The sequence below is a fragment of the Paraburkholderia sp. Tr-20389 genome, from assembly GCF_017104565.1.
GTDB lineage: Bacteria > Pseudomonadota > Gammaproteobacteria > Burkholderiales > Burkholderiaceae > Paraburkholderia.
Window position 1 is genome coordinate 145,878 of sequence record NZ_JAAGPD010000003.1, and the last position, 17,763, is coordinate 163,640.

The following is a 17,763-nucleotide window of genomic DNA, read 5'->3' on the forward strand; positions in this document are numbered from 1 at the left end:
GCGTCGTCTGCGAGGTCACTGAATGCCGAGCGTTGCCATAGCGATCTTTCCGGGCGTCCAGGCGCTGGACGTCGCCGGTCCCTTCGATGTTTTCGCCGAAGCGAACCTGTTCATCGACAGCAAGGACCGCTATGAAGTGACGCTGCTCGCTGCGGAAAACGCGCCATTGCGCGCATCCAACGGCATCACGTTCGTTCCAGACGAAACCTTCGACGACAGGCGCAGCACCTTCGATCTCGCGTTGATCGCGGGCGGCCCCGCGTTGCCGGAGGTCGTTCCCGACACGCGCCTCACGGCCTGGCTGGCGAATGTCGCATCGCGATGCAAGCGTTACGGCTCGATCTGCACGGGCGCGTTCGCGCTGGGCCACGCGGGCCTGCTCGACGACCGCAATGTCACGACGCATTGGCAGCACGCGCAGCAACTCGCGACGCAATTCCCAAAAGCGCGCGTCGATTTCGACCGTATCTATTTGCGCGACGAGGGGCTCGTGACGTCGGCGGGCGTGACGGCCGGCATCGATCTCGCACTGGCGCTCGTCACCGAAGACCACGGCCCGCAGACCGCGTTGAAAGTGGCGAAGCGCCTCGTGGTGTTTTCGCAGCGTCAAGGCGGACAATCGCAATTCAGTCCATACCTGACCGCGCCCGCCGACGACACCTCGCCCGTTGCGAAAGTGCAGACGCACGTAATGGCCAACATCCGGGAGAACTTCTCCGTGAAGCAACTCGCCGACGTCGCCGGCATGAGCGCGCGCAACTTCGCGCGCATCTTCGTGCAGGAGACGGGCGTGACGCCGCATGAATTCGTCGAACGCGCGCGGATGGATGCGGCGCGCAAGCTGCTCGAAAGCAGCGGCGCGGCGCTCAAGGCAATTGCCTACGATTGCGGCTTCGGCACGGCCGACCGTATGCGCATCGTCTTTACCAAGCGTATCGGCGCGACACCGAACCAGTACCGCGAGCGCTTCCGGCACGCTTGAGCGCAGGGGCCTGCACGCGTCGACCGTGCGTGAGAAAATAATGGGCTCGTCAACGCCATATTGCACATCGACATGAACGCTACCACTTCCGTTCGCGCCATCGTCACGGGTCATACGCGCGGGTTGGGCGCGGCGCTCGTAGAACGGCTGCTCGCGCAAGGCATCGCCGTGCTGGGCATTTCGCGCTCGCGTAATGAAGCACTTTCCAGTCAAGCTAACTTCGACCAGGTCGAAGTCGATCTGTCCGACGCGGAACGACTCACGCAATTCGTCGCACGCGACACGTTGCGCAACTTCCTCGAGGGCGCGCAAACCGCATTGCTGTTCAACAATGCGGGTACGGTGCAGCCGATCGGTCCCGTCGAAGCGCAAGACGTTGCGGCCATCGCGCAAGCAGTGACGCTGAATGTGTCCGCGCCGCTGATGCTGGCGAGCGCGTTCGCCACGGCAAGCCCGGGTGCGAGCGACCGGCGCATCGTGCATATCTCCAGTGGTGCCGCGCGCCATCCGTATGCGGGCTGGAGCATCTACTGCGCGACGAAGGCTGCCCTCGATCATCACGCGCGCTCGGTCGCGCTCGATCAGAATCGTGCGCTGCGCATCTGCAGCGTCGCGCCGGGTGTCGTCGATACGAACATGCAGGCGGAAATTCGCGGCACGGAACTGGAGCGGTTTCCGATGCGCGAGAAGTTCGAAGAGTTGAAGCGGGACGGGAAGCTGTCGACGCCGGAAGAGTCGGCGGGGAAGCTGGTCGATTACGTGCTGAGCGAGACGTTTGGCGCGGTGGCGACGGCGGATGTGCGGGAGTTGCCGCAGTCATAAGCATTCTGCCCGCGATTGCGGGCAGAACTATTCGCACACGACGGTCAACCTCACCTCATCCGAAGATCGCTAAACCATTTTTCTGGATCAGCTGAAGCAGACGTGCGGCAATCCCGCTTGGCTTCTTGTCGCCCTGCTCCCATTGCCGCACCGTCGACACCGTCGTATTGAGATACAGCGCAAACACATTCTGGCTGACGTTGACGTCTTTACGGATGCGCGCAATATCCTTTGCATTGAACTCGGGTACCTCTTCGATGCACAGCTCGTCATATTCGCGCATCGTCTTCTTGTCGATGACCTTCGCCCGATGCAAGCCGGAAGCAGCGCTATGAATAGCTTCCGACGCATCGCTCTTGTAGCGTGTCTTAGCCATTGCAAATCTCCACTAATTCCTTCGCTTCCAACATCCAGTCGATATCAGCAGGTTTCGCCGTACCGTAGTCACGGGCAAGTTTCTTGAAGCCGCGCAGTTCGCGCTCGTCGATGTTCTCCCTGTCGTTTTTGGCAAAAACATAGACAAACACCTAGAAGTCGCCGACCTTGTTCACGACAATGCCTCGCTTCGTGTTCTTGTCGAGGCGCTTTTCCACACGTTCCCGCCGAGATCGTCGCCTTGCCCCTCATTCAACTCTCTCGCCGCCTTGCAAAGTTCGGCGTCCGTGATGCCAGCGGCCTTGGCTTTCCTGGCAAACCAAGCCGTTTTGAACACCCGCAGAGCCTTGTTCTTCATCTGATGTCAAGTTGTGGACATGATTTACTATATCACTTAGTGGTATAGTAAATCAAGCTGGAACGAAGCACCGAACTTGCGGGTTGCCTGTCGAGCGAACTCCCGGAAACGCTCACCTTTGTGAAGCACCCACGAGCCAGAATTTTTATTCGCGAGTCGGTTAGCGTTCAAGACTTCACATAAATGCCTTGAAATAGGGGGGGTTTCCTGTCATCCAACAAACGGAGGTCAGGGATAAGGTGCGTTGAAGCCGACTCCAATCCTCACTCCCGAAAACCCTCACCCATAAACAACTTGGGCCACGATGCACCTCAACCGGCACATCGCGGCCCAACCTCAACCTACGCGAAAAGAAGGTTTAAGCCTCCAGCTGCTCCAGCACTTTCCCCTTCGTCTCGATCCCCAGAAACTGCACGACCAGCGCCGCGAGGAACGGCACGACCGCCAGCAGATAGAACGCGACATCGAGATTGCCACCGATCATCGTCTTCGACACGAGCGTCGGTGCGAAGATCGCCGCAAGCTTCAGCCACGCGCCGCCGACGCCGCAGCCGAACGCGCGGATGCTCGTCGGATACAGCTCCGGCGTGTACACATACGCCGTGATGAAGCCGCACGCGAGCCAGCCGAGCGCGAATGCGCAGCAAGTCGCGACGACATAGACGGAAGCATCATGGAACACGCCCGCCAGCGCCAGCGACAACGCGCACAACATGAACGACCAGTTGATGATCGGCTTGCGGCCCACCTTGTCGACGAGCATCGCGCACAGCAGCGAACCGAGCACGCCCAGCACGGAAGCAGCGACGGCCAGATTCAGCGCGAGCTGCAACGGCGCGTGATACACCGTGCGGTAGATGGTCGGCAGCCACGTCGACAGACCGTACTGGATTACGCCGCACGTCATCCAGAGCATCGCGACAGCCGCCGAGCGCTTCCAGTAAGCCTTGCCGAACAGATCGCTCATCTTGCGCTTCGGGTGACCCGCAGCCATCGACTCGAAGCTCGCCGGATCGCCCATCGGCGGCAGCGTGCCCTTCGCGGTGCGCTCAAAAGCTTGAACGGCATCGGCAGCTTCGCTCATGCGGCCTCGCTCGGCGAGCCAACGCGGCGATTCCGGTACGAGCTTGCGCAGCACGAAGAACAGGATCAGCGGCACGCCGCCGATGAAATACATCGCTTCCCAGCCGAAACGCGGCACGATCCACGCGCCGAGCGCATTCGATGCGAGCAGCCCGACCGGGAACACGATTTCGTACAGCAGCACGAAGCGTCCACGGCCATGCGCACGGCAGATTTCGTTGATGTATGTCGCGGCCACGGGCAACTCGCCGCCAAGCCCGATACCCTGCACGATACGCAGCACGAAAAACACCGCGAACGTCGGCGCGAAGCCGCACGCAATACTCGTGACGCCGATCACGCCCGAACTGAGCGCAATCGCTTTCACGCGGCCATGACGCTCCGCGTACCAAGGAAACAGAAACGCGCCGATCAACTGGCCGGCCGAACTCGCGCCGATCAGCAACGCGACGTCCCACGGCGTCAGATGCCATTTGCCGATCAGGATCGGCAGCGTCGCGGCGATCGCGATGACATCGAAGCCATCGAAGAACGTCGCGAGTCCGATCAGGATCCGCGCGCGCACCAGCATCGCGTTCGCGGGCAATCGTTCGAGCCGCGCAATGATCGATCCGCGCGTGGCAGGACCGGAGACACCGGCGCTGCTCTGTGCCTCAAACGTGTTGTCGATAGTACTCATCCGCTGTCTCCGCCCCGTATCAGTTATGCAAGCGCCTTGTCGGCATCGGCCAGAGCCGCGACATCGACTGTCCGTCCCTGAGTCATCCATTTGCGCGCGAGCTTCAGGTCGCGCGGCGTGTTGATCGCGATCACACCGCGCACGCCGCCCTCCGCGACATGGAAGAGCGTCGCGCGCCGCGCGCTCACGTCGCCGCGCACGACGAGCTGCGCGTCGGCGGGAATGTCGCCGAGAATCTGCAGGTTCACGTCGTACTGATCCGACCAGAACCACGGAATCTCCGCATACGGCTCGAACTGGCCGAGCATGGCCTTCGCGACGACGATCGCCTGGTTCTGCGCGTTCGCCCACGACTCCAGCCGCACACGGCGTTTCAACCACGCGCTCGGATGATTCGCGACGTCGCCGCACGCGAAGATGCGCGGGTCGCTCGTCATGCCATGCTCATCGACGACGATGCCGTCGTTCACCGGCAAGCCGGCCGCTTCCGCCAGCGACGTGTGCGGCGTGAGGCCGATGCCCGCGACGGCGAAATCGGCGTCGATAACCGTGCCGTCCGCGAGCGTCGCGCGTACTTTGGCGGCGTCCGACGGGTTCGTATCGAGCGACGCGAGCGCAGCGTTCAAACGAACATCCACGCCATTCGAGCGATGCAGGTCGAGCAAAAAGTCCGACACGGCAGGCGGCACCGAACGCGCGCACAAACGCGGCGCGCCTTCCACCACCGTCGCCGCGACGCCGAGCTTGCGCGCCGTCGCCGCGACTTCAAGACCGATCCAGCCGCCGCCGATCACGAGCACATGCTGGCTTTTACGCAGACGCTCGCCGAGTGCCGATGCTTCATCGAGCGTGCGCAGATACGCGATGTGATCCGTCTTCACGATCGACTCAGGCAGCTTGCGCGGCGCGCCGCCCGTTGCGATCACGAGCCGGTCGTACTGCACTTCGCGGCCCGACTGCGCGCGCACGATGCGTCGTTCGCGATCGATCTCGACAGCAACGTCCGGCTGCCACGCTTCCACGGCGAGCGAAGCGAAATCGTCGGCGGCGAACAGGCACACCGTGTCGATGTCGGCATCGCCGGACAACACCGCTTTCGACAGCGGCGGCCGTTCATACGGCAGATGGATTTCATCCGCGATCATCACCAGACGGCCTTCGAACCCCGTCTTGCGCAGCGTCTTCACGACCCAGCCCGCAGCCTGGCCGCCGCCGATCACGACGATGGTTTGCGGCGCGTCCGTGTGGACCGCGACGTTTGAATTGGCAGCGTCAGTCATGTTTGCGCTCCGTCATGAACTTGCCTTCCGGCGCCTTCGCATTCTTTTGACGGCGCGTATTGCCGTCGATGCCACCATCGATTGCCCATTCGGCGAACACGGTCGGACCCGGTTCGAATTCGCGCGGCTGCCATTCGGGCGTCAACTGGTCTTCGTCCGCGTAGTACTCGATCAATCCGCCCGCCGGATTCTGGAAGTACCAGAAGTACGCCGACGAAACAGGGTGACGTCCCGGCCCGAGCTGCGTGTCCCAGCCGCGGCGGCTGATGTGCATGCCGCCGCCGAACACTTCGTGGATGTCGCGCACGGTGAACGCGACGTGATTCAAACCGCGCTTGCCCGTCGGCAGCTGCAACAGGAAAAGGTCGTGATGGCCGCCGTGCGGCGCGCAACGCATGAACGCGCCGCGTGCCGGATAACGGTCCGACGTTTCGAAGCCGAGCCGATCGTGATAGAACTTTTCCTGCTCCGCGAGACAGTTCGTGAAGAACACGACGTGACCCACTTCTACGGGTTCCGCGCGCTCATAGACAGGACTCGGCGTATCGACGCGCAGCGTCTGCCCCCACACGTTCGACGGCGAGCCGTGCACGTCGACGGCACGCTTGCGTGTCACTTCAACGCGGATCGCCATGCCGTTGGGATCGATGCAGCCGACGGCATCGTCGTTCGAGTAATAGCCTTGCGCGCCCTTCAGGCTCTCGCGATACGTGTCGAGATCGGCGACCGAGGCGACGCCCCACGTCACTTCGCGCAGCGTCGGGCCTTCTTCGAATGCGGGCGGCAACGACGCGTCGTTCGCCATCACGGCGAGCACCGTGCAGCCGTTCAGCGTTTCGAAGCGTGCGCGCGTTTCGTCGTGCGCGGTTTCCTTCATGCCCCAGTCGGCGAAAAAGCGCCGACAGGTCTCAAGATCCGTCACGCCGTAGGTAATCTGTTCAATGCCGAGAATGCTCATGTTGCGTGCCTTTTCAGTTCGCCCACGCGAGCGGGGCGTCGTTCAAGCCCCAGTAGAGGCTCTTTTGCTGCATGTACTCACGAATGCCGAGGCGGCCTTTCTCGCGGCCCATGCCGCTTTCCTTCCAGCCCGAGAACGGCGTCGAAATCGAGAACAGCTTGTAGGTGTTGATCCAGATCGTGCCCGCTTCGAGCGCGCGCGCGACGCGCCAGGCGCGCTTGTAGTCGCGCGTCCAGATGCCCGCTGCGAGACCGAAGACGCTGTCATTCGCTTCCGCGATCAGCGACGCTTCATCGTCGAAGGGCATCGCGACCAGCACCGGTCCGAAAATTTCTTCCTGACAGATGCGCGCACTGTTCGACAGGCCTTCGAGGATCGTCGGCTGATAGAAGAAGCCTTGCTCGCGGTTGTTGCCGACGGGCCGCTCGCCGCCGCACAGCAGCCGTCCGCCCTCTTCGAGGCCGAGCGCCACATAGCGCTCCACCGACTCGCGATGCTTCGCGGTAATCAGCGGACCCATCTGCGTTTGTTCGCTTGCGGGATCGCCGACGCGCAACTGGCGCGCCTTCTCCGCGAGCCGCTTCATGAACTCGGGATAGATCGACCGCTGCACGAACAGACGCGAACCGGCGATGCACGCCTCGCCCGACGAACTGAAAATGCCGTACAGCACGCCGTTCACGGCATGATCGAGATCGGCGTCTTCGAAGACCATCGTCGGCGACTTGCCGCCGAGTTCGAGCGACACGGGCATCAGCTTGTCCGCTGCGATGCGCGCGATGCCGCGCCCCACGTCCGTGCCGCCCGTGAACGACACTTTCTTCACGAGCGGGTGACGCACCAGCACATCGCCGATCACCGAACCCTTGCCGGGCAGCACGCTCAACACGCCCTTCGGCACGCCCGCTTCCTCACAGATACGAGCGAGCGCGAGTGACGCCAGCGGTGTCACTTCGGCGGGCTTCAGCACGACGGCATTGCCGGCGGCCAATGCAGGCGCAAGCTTTTGCGCATCCGATGCGATCGGCGAATTCCACGGTGTGATCGCCGCGATCACGCCGATCGGCTCATGCACGCTCATCGTCAGATAGTCGCCGCGCGAAGGCGTGACATCTTCGTCGAGCGTTTCGAGGCAAGCCGCGAAATAGCGGAACGTGTTCGCCGCGCTCGCCACGAGCACGCGCGTTTCGCCGATCGGCTTGCCGTTGTCGCGGCGTTGCAGTTGCGCGAGCACTTCGTGCTTCGCCATGATCAGATCGGCGATGCGGTACAGGATCAGCGCGCGCTGATGCGGCTTCAGACCGGACCAGTTCGGTTTGCGCCACGCGGCGTCGGCGGCTTCGACGGCTTCGCGCGCGTCGTCGGCATCGGCCGTCGTGATCTCGGCGTTCACCGAGCCGTCGGCGGGATAGACGCTCGCGTACAGCGCGCCGCGGCCACGCTTCCATTCGCCGCCGACGAAGATATCGGCAGTAGGCACGAGAGACGAAATGATGTCGGTATGAGGCATGTCGTACTTCCTTAGATCACGCAGCGGGCCGCGCGATTGCGCAACGCACGGATCGCGCTGAACGCGGTCAATGCAGAGGTCTTCGGGTTGTCGGGCAGCGGCTTGCCGCTCATTTCGAGCGACATCTCGCCGAATGCGCCGCGCGCGACGATGCGATGCACGTTGCGCGTCACGGCGGGATCGGCGATCAGGCGCACCGTCGTCTGATCGAGGCCGAGGCCCGCGAGCGCAACCGTCGCCGCAACATTCGCGTTCTTCGGATAGAGATGCGCTGCTTCGCGCGCGCTGCCTTCGAAGATCACGCGCGCTTCCGTCAGCGTCTGCAGATCGCAGACCTGTTCCGCAGGCGTGCCGAGCCAACCCATAGGCGGCTTGCGTCCGATGTATTGCACTTCGTCGAGACCGCCGAGCTTCGCGGCAGCGAGCGCATCGATACCGCCGATCGCGCCCGACAGCAGCGTGACGGTTGCGTGACCTTCATCGGCGGCTGCGTTCAGCGCTTCGAGCAACGAGAGATCCGACAGCGCGCCGATCGACGCCACCGCGCAATCCGTACCCGCCTTCAGCAGCGGCACGACGTGACTGACGAGCGCACCATGTCCCGCGCATTCGAGCGCGAACTGCGGACGCGACTTCAGTGCATCGACCGACCACACGACGTCCACATCCGGACCGACCTGCTCGCGCACGGCATCGGCCTGATGTTCGGGCACGATCACATGCGACACATGCACTTGCGGGTCGGCGGCGACGGCACGATACACGGTTTGACCGATCGCGCCGAAGCCGATCATCGCGATGTCAATGGGCACATGATTCATGGCGGCTCCGTTCGCGGCATACGCTGCGTTAGGCATGTTCCGGCTCCTGCTTGCGCACCGGCGGGCCTGCAAACGCCGTTGCGAACTGACCCACCGACAGCATGTCGACTTCGACCATCACAGGACCCGTCTTCGACATGCCTTCGCGAACGATCTCATCGGCCTGATCGAGCGACGAGATCCGATAGTGCGTGAGGCCGAAGCTCGCGCAGAACTGCGCGAAGTCCGGTTGATGCAGTTGCACGTAGCAGCGGCGGCCGCCGTAGTGCGCGTCCTGAATGTTGCGGATCACGCCGTAGCATTGGTCGTTCATCAGCACGATCATCACGTTCGCGTTTTCCTGCACGGCCGTCACCAGTTCGCCGACGTTGACCATCAGGCCGCCGTCGCCGACCAGGCAAACCGTCTTCGCCGCCGCATCCGCGAGCGCTGCGCCGATCGCCATCTGGATACCCTGGCCGATACCGCCGCCGAGCGCATGCACGCCCGCGCGCGGCTGGAAGATCTTCAGCATGCGGTTGCCCCACGTGCTGTTCGAGATCGTCACGTCGCGCACCCAGTTGTAGTCGCGGCCCACTGCGTGTTGCAACACGTCGACGAGGCGCTTGTACGGTCCGAGACCCTTGCCCGTTTCCGCGACGGCGACTTCACGCGTGGCGGCGAGATCGCCTGCGAATGCCGGGTCGACCTTCATGCGGCCTTCGAGCAGCGTCGCGAGCTGATCGAGCACGGCGGCTGCATCGCCATGAACGAAGAGGTCGTTGCGATAGCCGCGGTTGTCGGCGAGCGCGTCGGCATCGACACGGAACAGCGGCTGCGGCAGCGCGAGCTTGTACTTGAGCGTCTCGTTGCCGCGCAGACGCGAGCCGACCACGAGCAGCGCATCGCAGGTCTTGTAGAACTTCTCGACGGTCGGCTGCACATTGAATGCGCCGAGCGTCGCGGGATGATCTTCGGGCAGCACGCCGCGGCCCTGCACGCTCGTCACGACGCCGAAGCCAAGCTTCACCAGACGTTCGACCTGCGCGCGCGCATGACGCGTGCCGCCACCGAGCCACAGCAACGGACGCTTCGCCTTCGCGAGTTCGCCGGCGAGCTGTTCGACGCGCTTCGTGTCGTGCGTGAGTGTGTTGATATGCGGCGCGCTCATGTCGGCGGGCCACTCGGTTTCCGCAGCCTGAATGTCGATCGGAATTTCGACGCTGACGGGACCGCTCGGCGCCGTCTGCGCGACGCGCACGGCTTCGCGCACCGTGGCGAGCGCGGTCTCGACGGAACGCACGCGGTACGCCGCCTTCGAGATCGACGAGAGCATCGTCAATTGATCCGGTGCTTCGTGGATGTACGCGAGGTCCTGATCCAGATACGTCGTTTCGATCTGGCCGGTGATATGCACGAGTGCCGTGCCTGCCGTCAGCGCTTCGACCATCGCGCCCGCTGCGTTGCCGGCAGCCGTGCCCGTGCTCGTGAACGCGACGCCGAGGCCGCCCGACACGCGCGCGAGACCATCGGCCATGTTCAGCGCGCCGGCTTCGCCGCGTGCGCCGACATAGCGAATGTTGCCGCGCGTGTTGATGGCGTCGAGGATCGGCATGTTGTGAATCGAGATCACGCCGAATGCGGTCTTGACGCCGCACTGTTCGAGGAAAGCGGCGATCAGTTCGCCGACGGTGGTTTTGTTAGACATGACGTGCAACGCCTCCGGAAACATCGATATGGCTTCCCGTCGTGTACGACGACAGGGGTGTAGCGAGATAAAAGAGCGCTTGCGCGGCTTCTTCAGGACGGCCGAAGCGGCCGAGCGGAATGTTCTTCGTACGCGCGAGTTCGCCGGTCCAGTCTTCCCAGCTTTGACCGGGCTGCGCCTGCGTCTGATAACGGCGACGCCATTGACCCGACTCGACGATGCCGATCAGGATCGAGTTCACGCGAATGCGTTGCGGCGCGAGTTCGACGGCCAGCGACTTGATCAGGTTCTGCACGCCGGCGCGCGCCGACGAGGTCGCGACCATGTGCGGCTCGGGCTGCAACGCGAGCAGCGAATTCACGCAGACGATCGAACCGTTGCCTTGCTGCGCGGCTTGCGTGAGCATCGGCAGAAACGCGCGCGTCGGGCGGATCACGCTGAAGTACTTCAGATCGAGTTCTTCGCGCCACGCTTCGTCGGTCGTATCCGCGAAGGTGGACACGCGGCCCTGGCCTGCGTTGTTCACGAGCATGTCGGTGCGGCCGAAACGTTGCTGCACGTCGTTCGCGAACGCGGCGACGTCGTCCGCGTCGAGCACGTTGCAGCGCGCGGCGAGCAGTTGCGCGTCGGGAAACTGCTTGCGCAACGATGCTTCAGCGCTTGCGAGACGATCGGTGTCGCGTCCGCAGATCGCCACCGATGCGCCCGCGCGCAGAAAAAGTTCGGCGGTCGCGAGGCCGATGCCGGACGAACCGCCCGTCACCACTGCAACCTGTCCTGTCAAATCGATCTGGATCATCAGAGCCCCAATGCCTTCATGTATCTGCTTTCCGCCGACGGCCGGTAATTCAGCCGCAGCGACAGTTGCTCGGCCGCGTTGCGCACCTTGTCGATCAGGCCGCTGTCGAGCAGCGATGCATCGATGTGTCCACGCGGAATGGTCGTCGTGATGACGGCGGCGATGCGGCCCGTGTCGTTGCGCACGGGCGCGGAAATCACTGAAATGCCGTTTTCGAAAGACGATTCGCTGATCGCGAAGCCGCGCATTGCATCGTCCTTCACGCGTTCATACAGTTCTTCGACGGTTTCGGGCGTGTGCTTCGTGAAGCGTTCCAAGTTCTGCTCCGGATACAGCGCACGCAGTTCGTCCAAAGACAGATCGCCCATCAGCACATGGCCGTGCGTCGTGGCATGCGCGGGCAGCCGCGTCCCGACATTCACCTTCACCGAACTGAACACGGGCGCATGGCTTTGCGCTTTCGCGACGAACACCACGTCCCGTCCGTCGCGGATCACGATATGCGTCGTCAAGCCCGTCGCATCACGCAATGCTTCGATCAGCGGCAGGCCGAGATCGGTGAGTTCGAGCGAACTCAGATATTCAAAACCAAGGCGCAGCACGGCGACGCCCAGGCGATAGTTGCGGTCGCGATCCGCACGCTCCAGAAAGCCGAGCGATTCGAGCGTCTGCAAGAGACGAAACACCGTCGTGCGCGGAATGCCGAGACGCTTCGACAGTTCGGGCGCACCGAGCACCGGTTCGCGCGGCGAAAATTCCGTCAGGATGCGCAGGCCGCGTTCGAGACCAGGCACGCGATAGTTCGCCTCGCTGCGGTCCTCTTCTGCTTCGGGTGCAGTGCCCGTCAATTCGGGGGTCATGCTTTACTCCATTGGCCATCGCTCGTGCGGCAGAAGGCGTCGATGAGCGCGGTGCAGGCATCGCCTGCTTCGATATACCCCGCGTGGCCCGCGCGCGGGATGATCTGCAGGCGCGTGCGCGCAGCTTGCGCGATGCGCTCGCATGAAGCAGGCGGCGTAATCGTGTCCTCTGCGCCGACCGCAACGGCGATGCGGCCGTCGAACTTCGCGACATCGCTCGCGAGGTCTGCATTGGCGAGCAGATGCGTCGCCTGCGCGTAGCCCTGCGGCACGATGCGCGCCATGTTCCAGCGCACCCAGTCGCGCGATGCTTCGTCGGCATGCGGCGACAACATGTTGGCGCTGCGTTGTTGTGCGAGTCCTTGTGGGCCGAGTTCGGCGAGCATCGCGAGGCGGCTGTCGCGTTTCGATGCGCGCACGTCCTCCGGCGCTGCGCCGTAGCCCGCTGCAGGCGACAGCAGCAACAGACCGGCAACGCGCTTTCCCTGCAACACCGCGAACGAACCCGCGATGATCGCGCCCAGCGAATGCCCGACCAGCACGCAGCGTTCGATGCCGAGCGCGTCGAGCCATTCGTTCAGCGCACTTGCGTATTCATCCGCTTGCGGTGACGGCGATGCGACGCAGGTCGATTCGCCATAGCCCGGCGCGTCCCACGCGAACACGCGGCGCGTCGTGCCGAGCGCTTCGAGTTGTTGCACCCACGAAGCGGCGCCCGAGCCGATGCCGTGCAGCAGTACCAGCGGCAACGTGCCATCAGCGTTGGCCTGACCTGCTTCGCGATAACCGATCGCGCGTTGCGGCGCCGTCTCGATCAGCCGTGCCGGGAAGTGCGAGAGGCGCGTCTCCAGCGTGGCGTTTCGATCTTCGGTGACGGACATTGATGCGGACATTTGCGTGACTTCGTGAATGAGGGCTATCGGCTATTCGAACCGCGTTACTTCGCGAGATCGCGCTTGATCTTCGCGAGCGGCGAATCGGGCGGATACGTCGGCGTGATCGGCTTCGGCGAACCGAGCATCACGCACATCAGCGCGTCTTCTTCACCGACGTTGATTTCCGTGCGATACACGCCAGGCGGCACCGAGATCAGATCGCGTTCGCCGAGCACGGCTTCCCACGTTTCGCCGTCACGTTCGCAGATCACTTTCATCTTGCCGCGCAGCACGAAGAAGATTTCTTCGACGTCGGTATGGATGTGGCTCGGGCCGATGTTGCCGGCGGGAATCACCATCGTCGAGAACGTGAAGCCGCCTGCGGGCACCGTGTTCATGTCCTTCGCGACGCCCGTGCCGCCCGTGCCGACATAGCGCATCTGCGCGCGGCGATACTTCGGGTCGTAGTCGGCCTGGAACTTCAGTGCGTCCCAGTCATAGCGGCGCGTTTCGAAGCGTGCGACACGCGAGTCCATCCATTGATCGAAGCTTGCTTCCGCGGGTTGAGCCCACGATTTGAGTTCGAGATCGGCGTCGGCCATTGTTTTCTCCATGTGGTTTGCTCGATGAGCAAGGTCAATTCATCACGAAGCCGCCGTTCACGGGCAGCAACTGGCCCGTCACGAAACGGGCGGCATCCGTTAGCAGGAACAGCACGGGGCCCGTCACGTCGTCGGGTACCTGCGCGCGCGTCAATGCGCGGCCTTTCAGGTAGTACTCGTGGCGTTCGGCAGGCACGTAGGCCGTGGCTTCGACTTCCGTGAGTCCCGGCGCGATGGCGTTCACCGTGATGCCGTGCGCGCCGAATTCGCGCGCCAGCGAGCGCGTCATCGAAATCACCGCGCCCTTGCTCGCCACATACGCGAGCAGCTTCGGCGCACCCCACATCGCCGTATCGGAGGCGATGTTGACGATCGCGCCGCGCTGCGAGTCGCGCAGATGCGGCAGCGCTGCCGTGCACATCAGCCAGGTGCCGCGCACGTTGACGTTCATCACGGCATCCCATGTATCGGCGGTCAGCTCTTGCGCGAAGCGTCCGCCCGAATTCGTGATCGCGGCGTTGTTGATCAGCGCGTCGATGCCGCCCATCGTTTGCGCGGCTTGCGCAACGAACGCAGCGATGCTGTCGGGACTCGCGAGATCGAGCGGAACGAACTGAACGTTCGCGCCGAGCTTGTCTGCAAGCGCACGGCCTTCGTCTTCGAGCACATCGCCGAATACGACTTGCGCCTGCGCGTTGGCGAGCGCCTCGATGAATGCAGCACCGAGTCCGCGCGCGCCGCCCGTTACGACGACGCGCCGTCCGCTCAAACCGGAGACCATGACCTCAGGCATGAGCGTGCCCCGTCGATGCTTGCGCGCCTGCTTCCGCCTGCTTCGCGCTGAACGCTTCGAGATCGGCGAAATGCTGTTGCGCGCGTTGACGCAACATGCGGCGCACGCGCGTCATGCCGACGTCGTGCTGATAAAGGAATTCGTGTTCGCGCGCATTCGGCGCAAGGCTTTCGAGCACATAGCGGTCCTGCTCGAGCACTGCCCAGTGCAGGCCTTCCAGACGGTTGCGATACAGGAAGCGCCATGCGTCGCGCTGCCAGCCGCTGACCTTGCGCGTGCGCCAGAAGTAGACCTGGCAGTTGTCGTTGTCGACGGGCACCGCGAAGCCGATGATGCCGAAGCTGCCGCCGGGACCGAACTTCTTCTTGTACGGAATGGCGAGACGCATCCACAGGCAACCCGTTTCGCCGAGTTCGACCCAGTCGAAATTGATGTCGCGCTGACCGATCTTTTCGAACACGAGGCCGGTCTCGGTTTTGCGCACGCGCATGTCAGCCTGCTTGTCGCCTTCGGCCATCGAATGCGACGTCGCGTGCAGATACGCGCCGTGCATCGGATCCATCACGTTGTCGATCGCGTACTGATAGTTGCACTTCCAGTTCGACACGCACAGGAACTGCGAGTATTCGGGCCCAACGAGTTCATCGGGCAACACGAGCGGCGTCGGCTCCTTGTGAGCATCGTCGCCGAACCACAGAAAGATCGCGCCCGCGTGTTCTTCCACGGGATACGACTTCACGCACTTCTGGCCTTCGAGCGGACACGCCGATACTGCCGGCACGCTTTGCACGGTGCCCGAGCCGTCGACTTCGATGCCGTGATACCAGCACGCAACGCGATTGCCGAGATTCCAGCCGAGCGACAGACGCGCGCCGCGATGCGGGCAGCGATCTTCGAGCGCGTGGACTTTGCCTTCCTGATCGCGCCACAGCACGATCTGCTCGCTCAGGCGCGTCAGGCCGATGGGCGCATTGCTCACCTGCCAGCTGGGCGCGACGGGATACCAGTAGTTCTTGATGCCGCGTTCGAGATAAGCCTGAACGGGATCGGCTGCGGGACTCGTTGTATTGAGGGACGTCATGGGGAAACTCCGTGTTCGCTTGGGTCGTGGGTTCGCGGGACGTTTATTCCGCGAGCAGTCGCAGTTCCGCGGCGAGACGCTCTTCGCTCCACTGCGCGCCTTCCGGCGTGCGGAAGCCATTCCGGTTCAGCCCCGCCACCACCTCGTTCAGTTCGATCGCACCCGCTTCGAACACTTGCTCCAGCGCATCGCCGAAGTCGTTCTCGTACTGCGTCGGCTCAGCCTTGCGGGTCTGCCAGATCATGTTTTCGGTCTGGCCCGGCTTCTCGATCACGCCCTTGCCCGCGACGTTGTTCGGCTGCGGCGCGAGCCACGGCTTCAGAAAGGGATTGAAGTTCACGACGACTTCTTTCATGTCATTCCACCTTGATCTGGATTTCTTCACCCGCGAGGCGCACGGCGTACGTCTTCAGGTCGCGGCCGCCCGGCTCTTTCATACATTTCCCCGTCGGGATATGGAAAACGGCTTCGTGCAGCGGACATTCGACCGTGTCGCCGTCGATGAAGCCTTGCGTCAGCAACGCATACGCATGCGGGCAGACGTTCTCGAGCGCGTAGAGCTCATCGCCCACCTTGTAGATGCCGATCTCCTTGCCGTCGCCGAGCTTGAACTCGACGGGCGAGTCTTCCGAAAGCGCACCGGCGTGTCCGGCGCAAAGCCACTGTTCACTCATATCTCACCTTCTCCGACCAACTGTCCCGACCGTTTGCCGTTCCATATACGGAACGTCAGTTTATGTATGGTCATTATAGGAGCCTGTTCGGAAGGACAAAATAAAAATTCGGCGCCTCCAGGGAAAACACCGACAGATGCATTTCTGCAACGTAAGAGCCCCGTAAAGCGGGCCAAAACAAGGCTTGCTGCGCATAAAGTGCGCGCGCGTACGGCACCGAATGTCATCTGATAAATGAGGGTTTTCACCGTCGCAAAAATTTTTTTGTTCGCTCAATTGACTCTCTATACTTTCCATAGGCGATACATATGCCCATAGGTGGAACAAAGAGCGGATAGCTTCGACAGCAGGCGACTAAAGGCCATCCACAGAAATGACAGGCAAAGGGAAGAGCAACCGGCGTGTCCGGCAATCGACCACACGATCAGGAGTACCAAGGGTGAAACGCATCATCGCTGCCGGCGTGGCAGGACTTGTGGTGACATCGACGGCATGGGCGCAAAGCAGCGTCACGCTGTATGGCAGTCTGGATGCAGGCATCGCGTACGTGAGCAACGTCGGCGGCCATTCGAAGTGGATGGAAGAACAGGGCAACATGCAGCCGGACCGCTGGGGCCTGCGCGGCATTGAAGATCTGGGCGGCGGTCTGCACGCGATCTTCCAACTGGAAAACGGCTTCTATACGAACACCGGCAACTTCGCGAAGGCGGGCACGCTGTTCAACCGCCAGGCGTATGTCGGCATCAGTTCCGACCAGTACGGGCAGATCACGCTAGGCCATCAGACGCCGTTCAACTTCGACATGCTCGGCCCGCTCAGCACCGCGTATCTCGCGGCGAGCTGGTTTGCGTTCCACCCTGGCAACATCGACGAACTGGCGGACACGGGCGTCGTGCCGTTCGACAACTCGGTGAAGTACAAGTCGATCTCATATGCGGGCTTCACGTTCGGCGCGATGATGGGCCTCGGCAACACGACGAACTTCTCGACGGGCAAGACGCTGAGCTTCGGCGTGAACTACGCGAACGGTCCGTTCAAGGCGGCCGCGGTGTACTCGAACGAGCACAACCGCACGCCGTCGATCACGACGACGGGCATCAACACGTTCCAGAACATCCCGGCCTCGACATATTCCGCCGACAAGGTCGAGAACATGGGCGCGGGTCTGTCGTATCAGTTCGGCAAGCTGCTCGTGCACGGCCTGTACACGCGCGTGAAGCTGGAATCGAACGGCTTCTCGGACACGTATCAGAGCTGGGATGCGGGTGCGAACTACCAGTTCACGCCGGCCAACACCCTCGCGGGCGGCGCCGCGACGACGACGCTTGCCGGCCGCCGCTGGACGCAGTTCGAAATCGGCGACATTTACGCATTGTCGAAACGCACGCAGGTCTACGTGAACGTGCTCTACGAACACGCGAACGAGGATGCGCATGCCGCGTTCTTCACGGCGGGTGTGTCGAGTGGGCGCAATCAGGCGATCGTGCTGACGGGCATTCACCACTCGTTCTAAGGCTCCGGGCG

The 17,763-nt window shown here is 62.9% G+C and carries 18 protein-coding genes and 1 pseudogene; 3 read left to right on the forward strand and 16 right to left on the reverse strand.

The window, feature by feature from the left end:
• Positions 1 to 22: 22 nt before the first annotated feature.
• Complete coding sequence (locus G3N95_RS06425; RefSeq protein WP_205969168.1) at positions 23 to 982, forward strand: GlxA family transcriptional regulator; 960 nt, start codon at positions 23 to 25, stop codon at positions 980 to 982.
• A 72-nt stretch (positions 983 to 1,054) separates the two neighbouring features.
• Entirely contained in the window at positions 1,055 to 1,804 is a 750-nt protein-coding gene (locus G3N95_RS06430) for an SDR family oxidoreductase (RefSeq protein WP_205969169.1), read from the forward strand.
• A gap of 55 nt (positions 1,805 to 1,859) precedes the next feature.
• On the opposite strand, the gene G3N95_RS06435 is transcribed toward G3N95_RS06430, so the two are convergent.
• From G3N95_RS06435 to G3N95_RS06510, 16 genes and pseudogenes are all read right to left on the reverse strand, one after another.
• Positions 1,860 to 2,180 carry a DNA-binding transcriptional regulator gene (locus tag G3N95_RS06435; RefSeq protein ID WP_205969170.1) on the reverse strand — a complete coding sequence of 107 codons (321 nt, stop codon included), beginning with the start codon at positions 2,178 to 2,180 and terminating at the stop codon, positions 1,860 to 1,862.
• Positions 2,173 to 2,537: pseudogene (locus G3N95_RS06440) on the reverse strand (type II toxin-antitoxin system RelE/ParE family toxin). Before G3N95_RS06440 ends, G3N95_RS06435 begins: the two are co-directional and overlap by 8 nt.
• A 358-nt stretch (positions 2,538 to 2,895) precedes the next feature.
• Positions 2,896 to 4,299 carry an MFS transporter gene (locus G3N95_RS06445; RefSeq protein ID WP_205969171.1) on the reverse strand — a complete coding sequence of 468 codons (1,404 nt, stop codon included), beginning with the start codon at positions 4,297 to 4,299 and terminating at the stop codon, positions 2,896 to 2,898.
• A gap of 23 nt (positions 4,300 to 4,322) precedes the next feature.
• Positions 4,323 to 5,579, reverse strand: a complete 1,257-nt coding sequence (locus G3N95_RS06450; RefSeq protein ID WP_205969172.1) for an FAD-dependent oxidoreductase — start codon at positions 5,577 to 5,579, stop codon at positions 4,323 to 4,325.
• Positions 5,572 to 6,537 (reverse strand): VOC family protein, encoded by a 966-nt coding sequence (locus G3N95_RS06455; protein WP_205969173.1) that lies wholly within the window; start codon positions 6,535 to 6,537, stop codon positions 5,572 to 5,574. Before G3N95_RS06455 ends, G3N95_RS06450 begins: the two co-directional genes overlap by 8 nt.
• 13 nt (positions 6,538 to 6,550) lie before the next feature.
• Positions 6,551 to 8,047: an aldehyde dehydrogenase gene (locus G3N95_RS06460; protein WP_205969174.1), complete on the reverse strand. Its 1,497-nt coding sequence runs from the start codon at positions 8,045 to 8,047 to the stop codon at positions 6,551 to 6,553.
• Positions 8,048 to 8,058: 11 nt separating this feature from the next.
• Positions 8,059 to 8,868, reverse strand: coding sequence for an aspartate dehydrogenase (locus G3N95_RS06465; protein ID WP_205969175.1), 810 nt, complete (start codon positions 8,866 to 8,868; stop codon positions 8,059 to 8,061).
• Positions 8,869 to 8,896: 28 nt separating this feature from the next.
• Positions 8,897 to 10,555, reverse strand: coding sequence for a thiamine pyrophosphate-binding protein (locus G3N95_RS06470; protein ID WP_205969176.1), 1,659 nt, complete (start codon positions 10,553 to 10,555; stop codon positions 8,897 to 8,899).
• Positions 10,548 to 11,354, reverse strand: coding sequence for an SDR family oxidoreductase (locus G3N95_RS06475; RefSeq protein ID WP_205969177.1), 807 nt, complete (start codon positions 11,352 to 11,354; stop codon positions 10,548 to 10,550). Before G3N95_RS06475 ends, G3N95_RS06470 begins: the two co-directional genes overlap by 8 nt.
• Entirely contained in the window at positions 11,354 to 12,214 is an 861-nt protein-coding gene (locus G3N95_RS06480; RefSeq protein WP_205969178.1) for an IclR family transcriptional regulator, read from the reverse strand. The genes G3N95_RS06475 and G3N95_RS06480 overlap by 1 nt, the downstream gene beginning before the upstream one ends.
• Positions 12,211 to 13,107 carry an alpha/beta hydrolase gene (locus G3N95_RS06485; RefSeq protein WP_205969179.1) on the reverse strand — a complete coding sequence of 299 codons (897 nt, stop codon included), beginning with the start codon at positions 13,105 to 13,107 and terminating at the stop codon, positions 12,211 to 12,213. Before G3N95_RS06485 ends, G3N95_RS06480 begins: the two co-directional genes overlap by 4 nt.
• Positions 13,108 to 13,151: 44 nt before the next feature.
• Complete coding sequence (locus tag G3N95_RS06490; RefSeq protein ID WP_205969361.1) at positions 13,152 to 13,691, reverse strand: cupin domain-containing protein; 540 nt, start codon at positions 13,689 to 13,691, stop codon at positions 13,152 to 13,154.
• Positions 13,692 to 13,725: 34 nt separating this feature from the next.
• A complete protein-coding gene (locus G3N95_RS06495; protein ID WP_205969180.1) occupies positions 13,726 to 14,484 on the reverse strand; it encodes an SDR family oxidoreductase in 759 nt (252 codons plus the stop codon).
• A complete protein-coding gene (locus G3N95_RS06500; RefSeq protein WP_205969181.1) occupies positions 14,477 to 15,565 on the reverse strand; it encodes an aromatic ring-hydroxylating dioxygenase subunit alpha in 1,089 nt (362 codons plus the stop codon). Before G3N95_RS06500 ends, G3N95_RS06495 begins: the two co-directional genes overlap by 8 nt.
• Before the next feature lie 43 nt (positions 15,566 to 15,608).
• Positions 15,609 to 15,920 carry a recombinase-like helix-turn-helix domain-containing protein gene (locus G3N95_RS06505; RefSeq protein ID WP_205969182.1) on the reverse strand — a complete coding sequence of 104 codons (312 nt, stop codon included), beginning with the start codon at positions 15,918 to 15,920 and terminating at the stop codon, positions 15,609 to 15,611.
• A 1-nt stretch (position 15,921) separates the two neighbouring features.
• The gene (locus G3N95_RS06510; RefSeq protein WP_205969183.1) at positions 15,922 to 16,239 is read right to left on the reverse strand and encodes a non-heme iron oxygenase ferredoxin subunit; all 318 of its coding nucleotides are present in this window, start codon (positions 16,237 to 16,239) and stop codon (positions 15,922 to 15,924) included.
• 439 nt (positions 16,240 to 16,678) lie between these two features.
• Here G3N95_RS06510 and G3N95_RS06515 point away from each other — a divergent pair, with 439 nt between their 5' ends.
• Positions 16,679 to 17,752 carry a porin gene (locus G3N95_RS06515; protein WP_205969184.1) on the forward strand — a complete coding sequence of 358 codons (1,074 nt, stop codon included), beginning with the start codon at positions 16,679 to 16,681 and terminating at the stop codon, positions 17,750 to 17,752.
• Positions 17,753 to 17,763: the final 11 nt, after the last annotated feature.

Coding starts and splice junctions, on each gene's coding strand:
- G3N95_RS06425 (WP_205969168.1), top strand. CDS start 23: ATGCCGAGCGTTGCCATAGCGATCTTTCCGGGCGTCCAGGCGCTGGAC.
- G3N95_RS06430 (WP_205969169.1), top strand. CDS start 1,055: ATGAACGCTACCACTTCCGTTCGCGCCATCGTCACGGGTCATACGCGC.
- G3N95_RS06435 (WP_205969170.1), bottom strand. CDS start 2,180: ATGGCTAAGACACGCTACAAGAGCGATGCGTCGGAAGCTATTCATAGC.
- G3N95_RS06445 (WP_205969171.1), bottom strand. CDS start 4,299: ATGAGTACTATCGACAACACGTTTGAGGCACAGAGCAGCGCCGGTGTC.
- G3N95_RS06450 (WP_205969172.1), bottom strand. CDS start 5,579: ATGACTGACGCTGCCAATTCAAACGTCGCGGTCCACACGGACGCGCCG.
- G3N95_RS06455 (WP_205969173.1), bottom strand. CDS start 6,537: ATGAGCATTCTCGGCATTGAACAGATTACCTACGGCGTGACGGATCTT.
- G3N95_RS06460 (WP_205969174.1), bottom strand. CDS start 8,047: ATGCCTCATACCGACATCATTTCGTCTCTCGTGCCTACTGCCGATATC.
- G3N95_RS06465 (WP_205969175.1), bottom strand. CDS start 8,868: ATGAATCATGTGCCCATTGACATCGCGATGATCGGCTTCGGCGCGATC.
- G3N95_RS06470 (WP_205969176.1), bottom strand. CDS start 10,555: ATGTCTAACAAAACCACCGTCGGCGAACTGATCGCCGCTTTCCTCGAA.
- G3N95_RS06475 (WP_205969177.1), bottom strand. CDS start 11,354: ATGATCCAGATCGATTTGACAGGACAGGTTGCAGTGGTGACGGGCGGT.
- G3N95_RS06480 (WP_205969178.1), bottom strand. CDS start 12,214: ATGACCCCCGAATTGACGGGCACTGCACCCGAAGCAGAAGAGGACCGC.
- G3N95_RS06485 (WP_205969179.1), bottom strand. CDS start 13,107: ATGTCCGCATCAATGTCCGTCACCGAAGATCGAAACGCCACGCTGGAG.
- G3N95_RS06490 (WP_205969361.1), bottom strand. CDS start 13,691: ATGGCCGACGCCGATCTCGAACTCAAATCGTGGGCTCAACCCGCGGAA.
- G3N95_RS06495 (WP_205969180.1), bottom strand. CDS start 14,484: ATGCCTGAGGTCATGGTCTCCGGTTTGAGCGGACGGCGCGTCGTCGTA.
- G3N95_RS06500 (WP_205969181.1), bottom strand. CDS start 15,565: ATGACGTCCCTCAATACAACGAGTCCCGCAGCCGATCCCGTTCAGGCT.
- G3N95_RS06505 (WP_205969182.1), bottom strand. CDS start 15,920: ATGAAAGAAGTCGTCGTGAACTTCAATCCCTTTCTGAAGCCGTGGCTC.
- G3N95_RS06510 (WP_205969183.1), bottom strand. CDS start 16,239: ATGAGTGAACAGTGGCTTTGCGCCGGACACGCCGGTGCGCTTTCGGAA.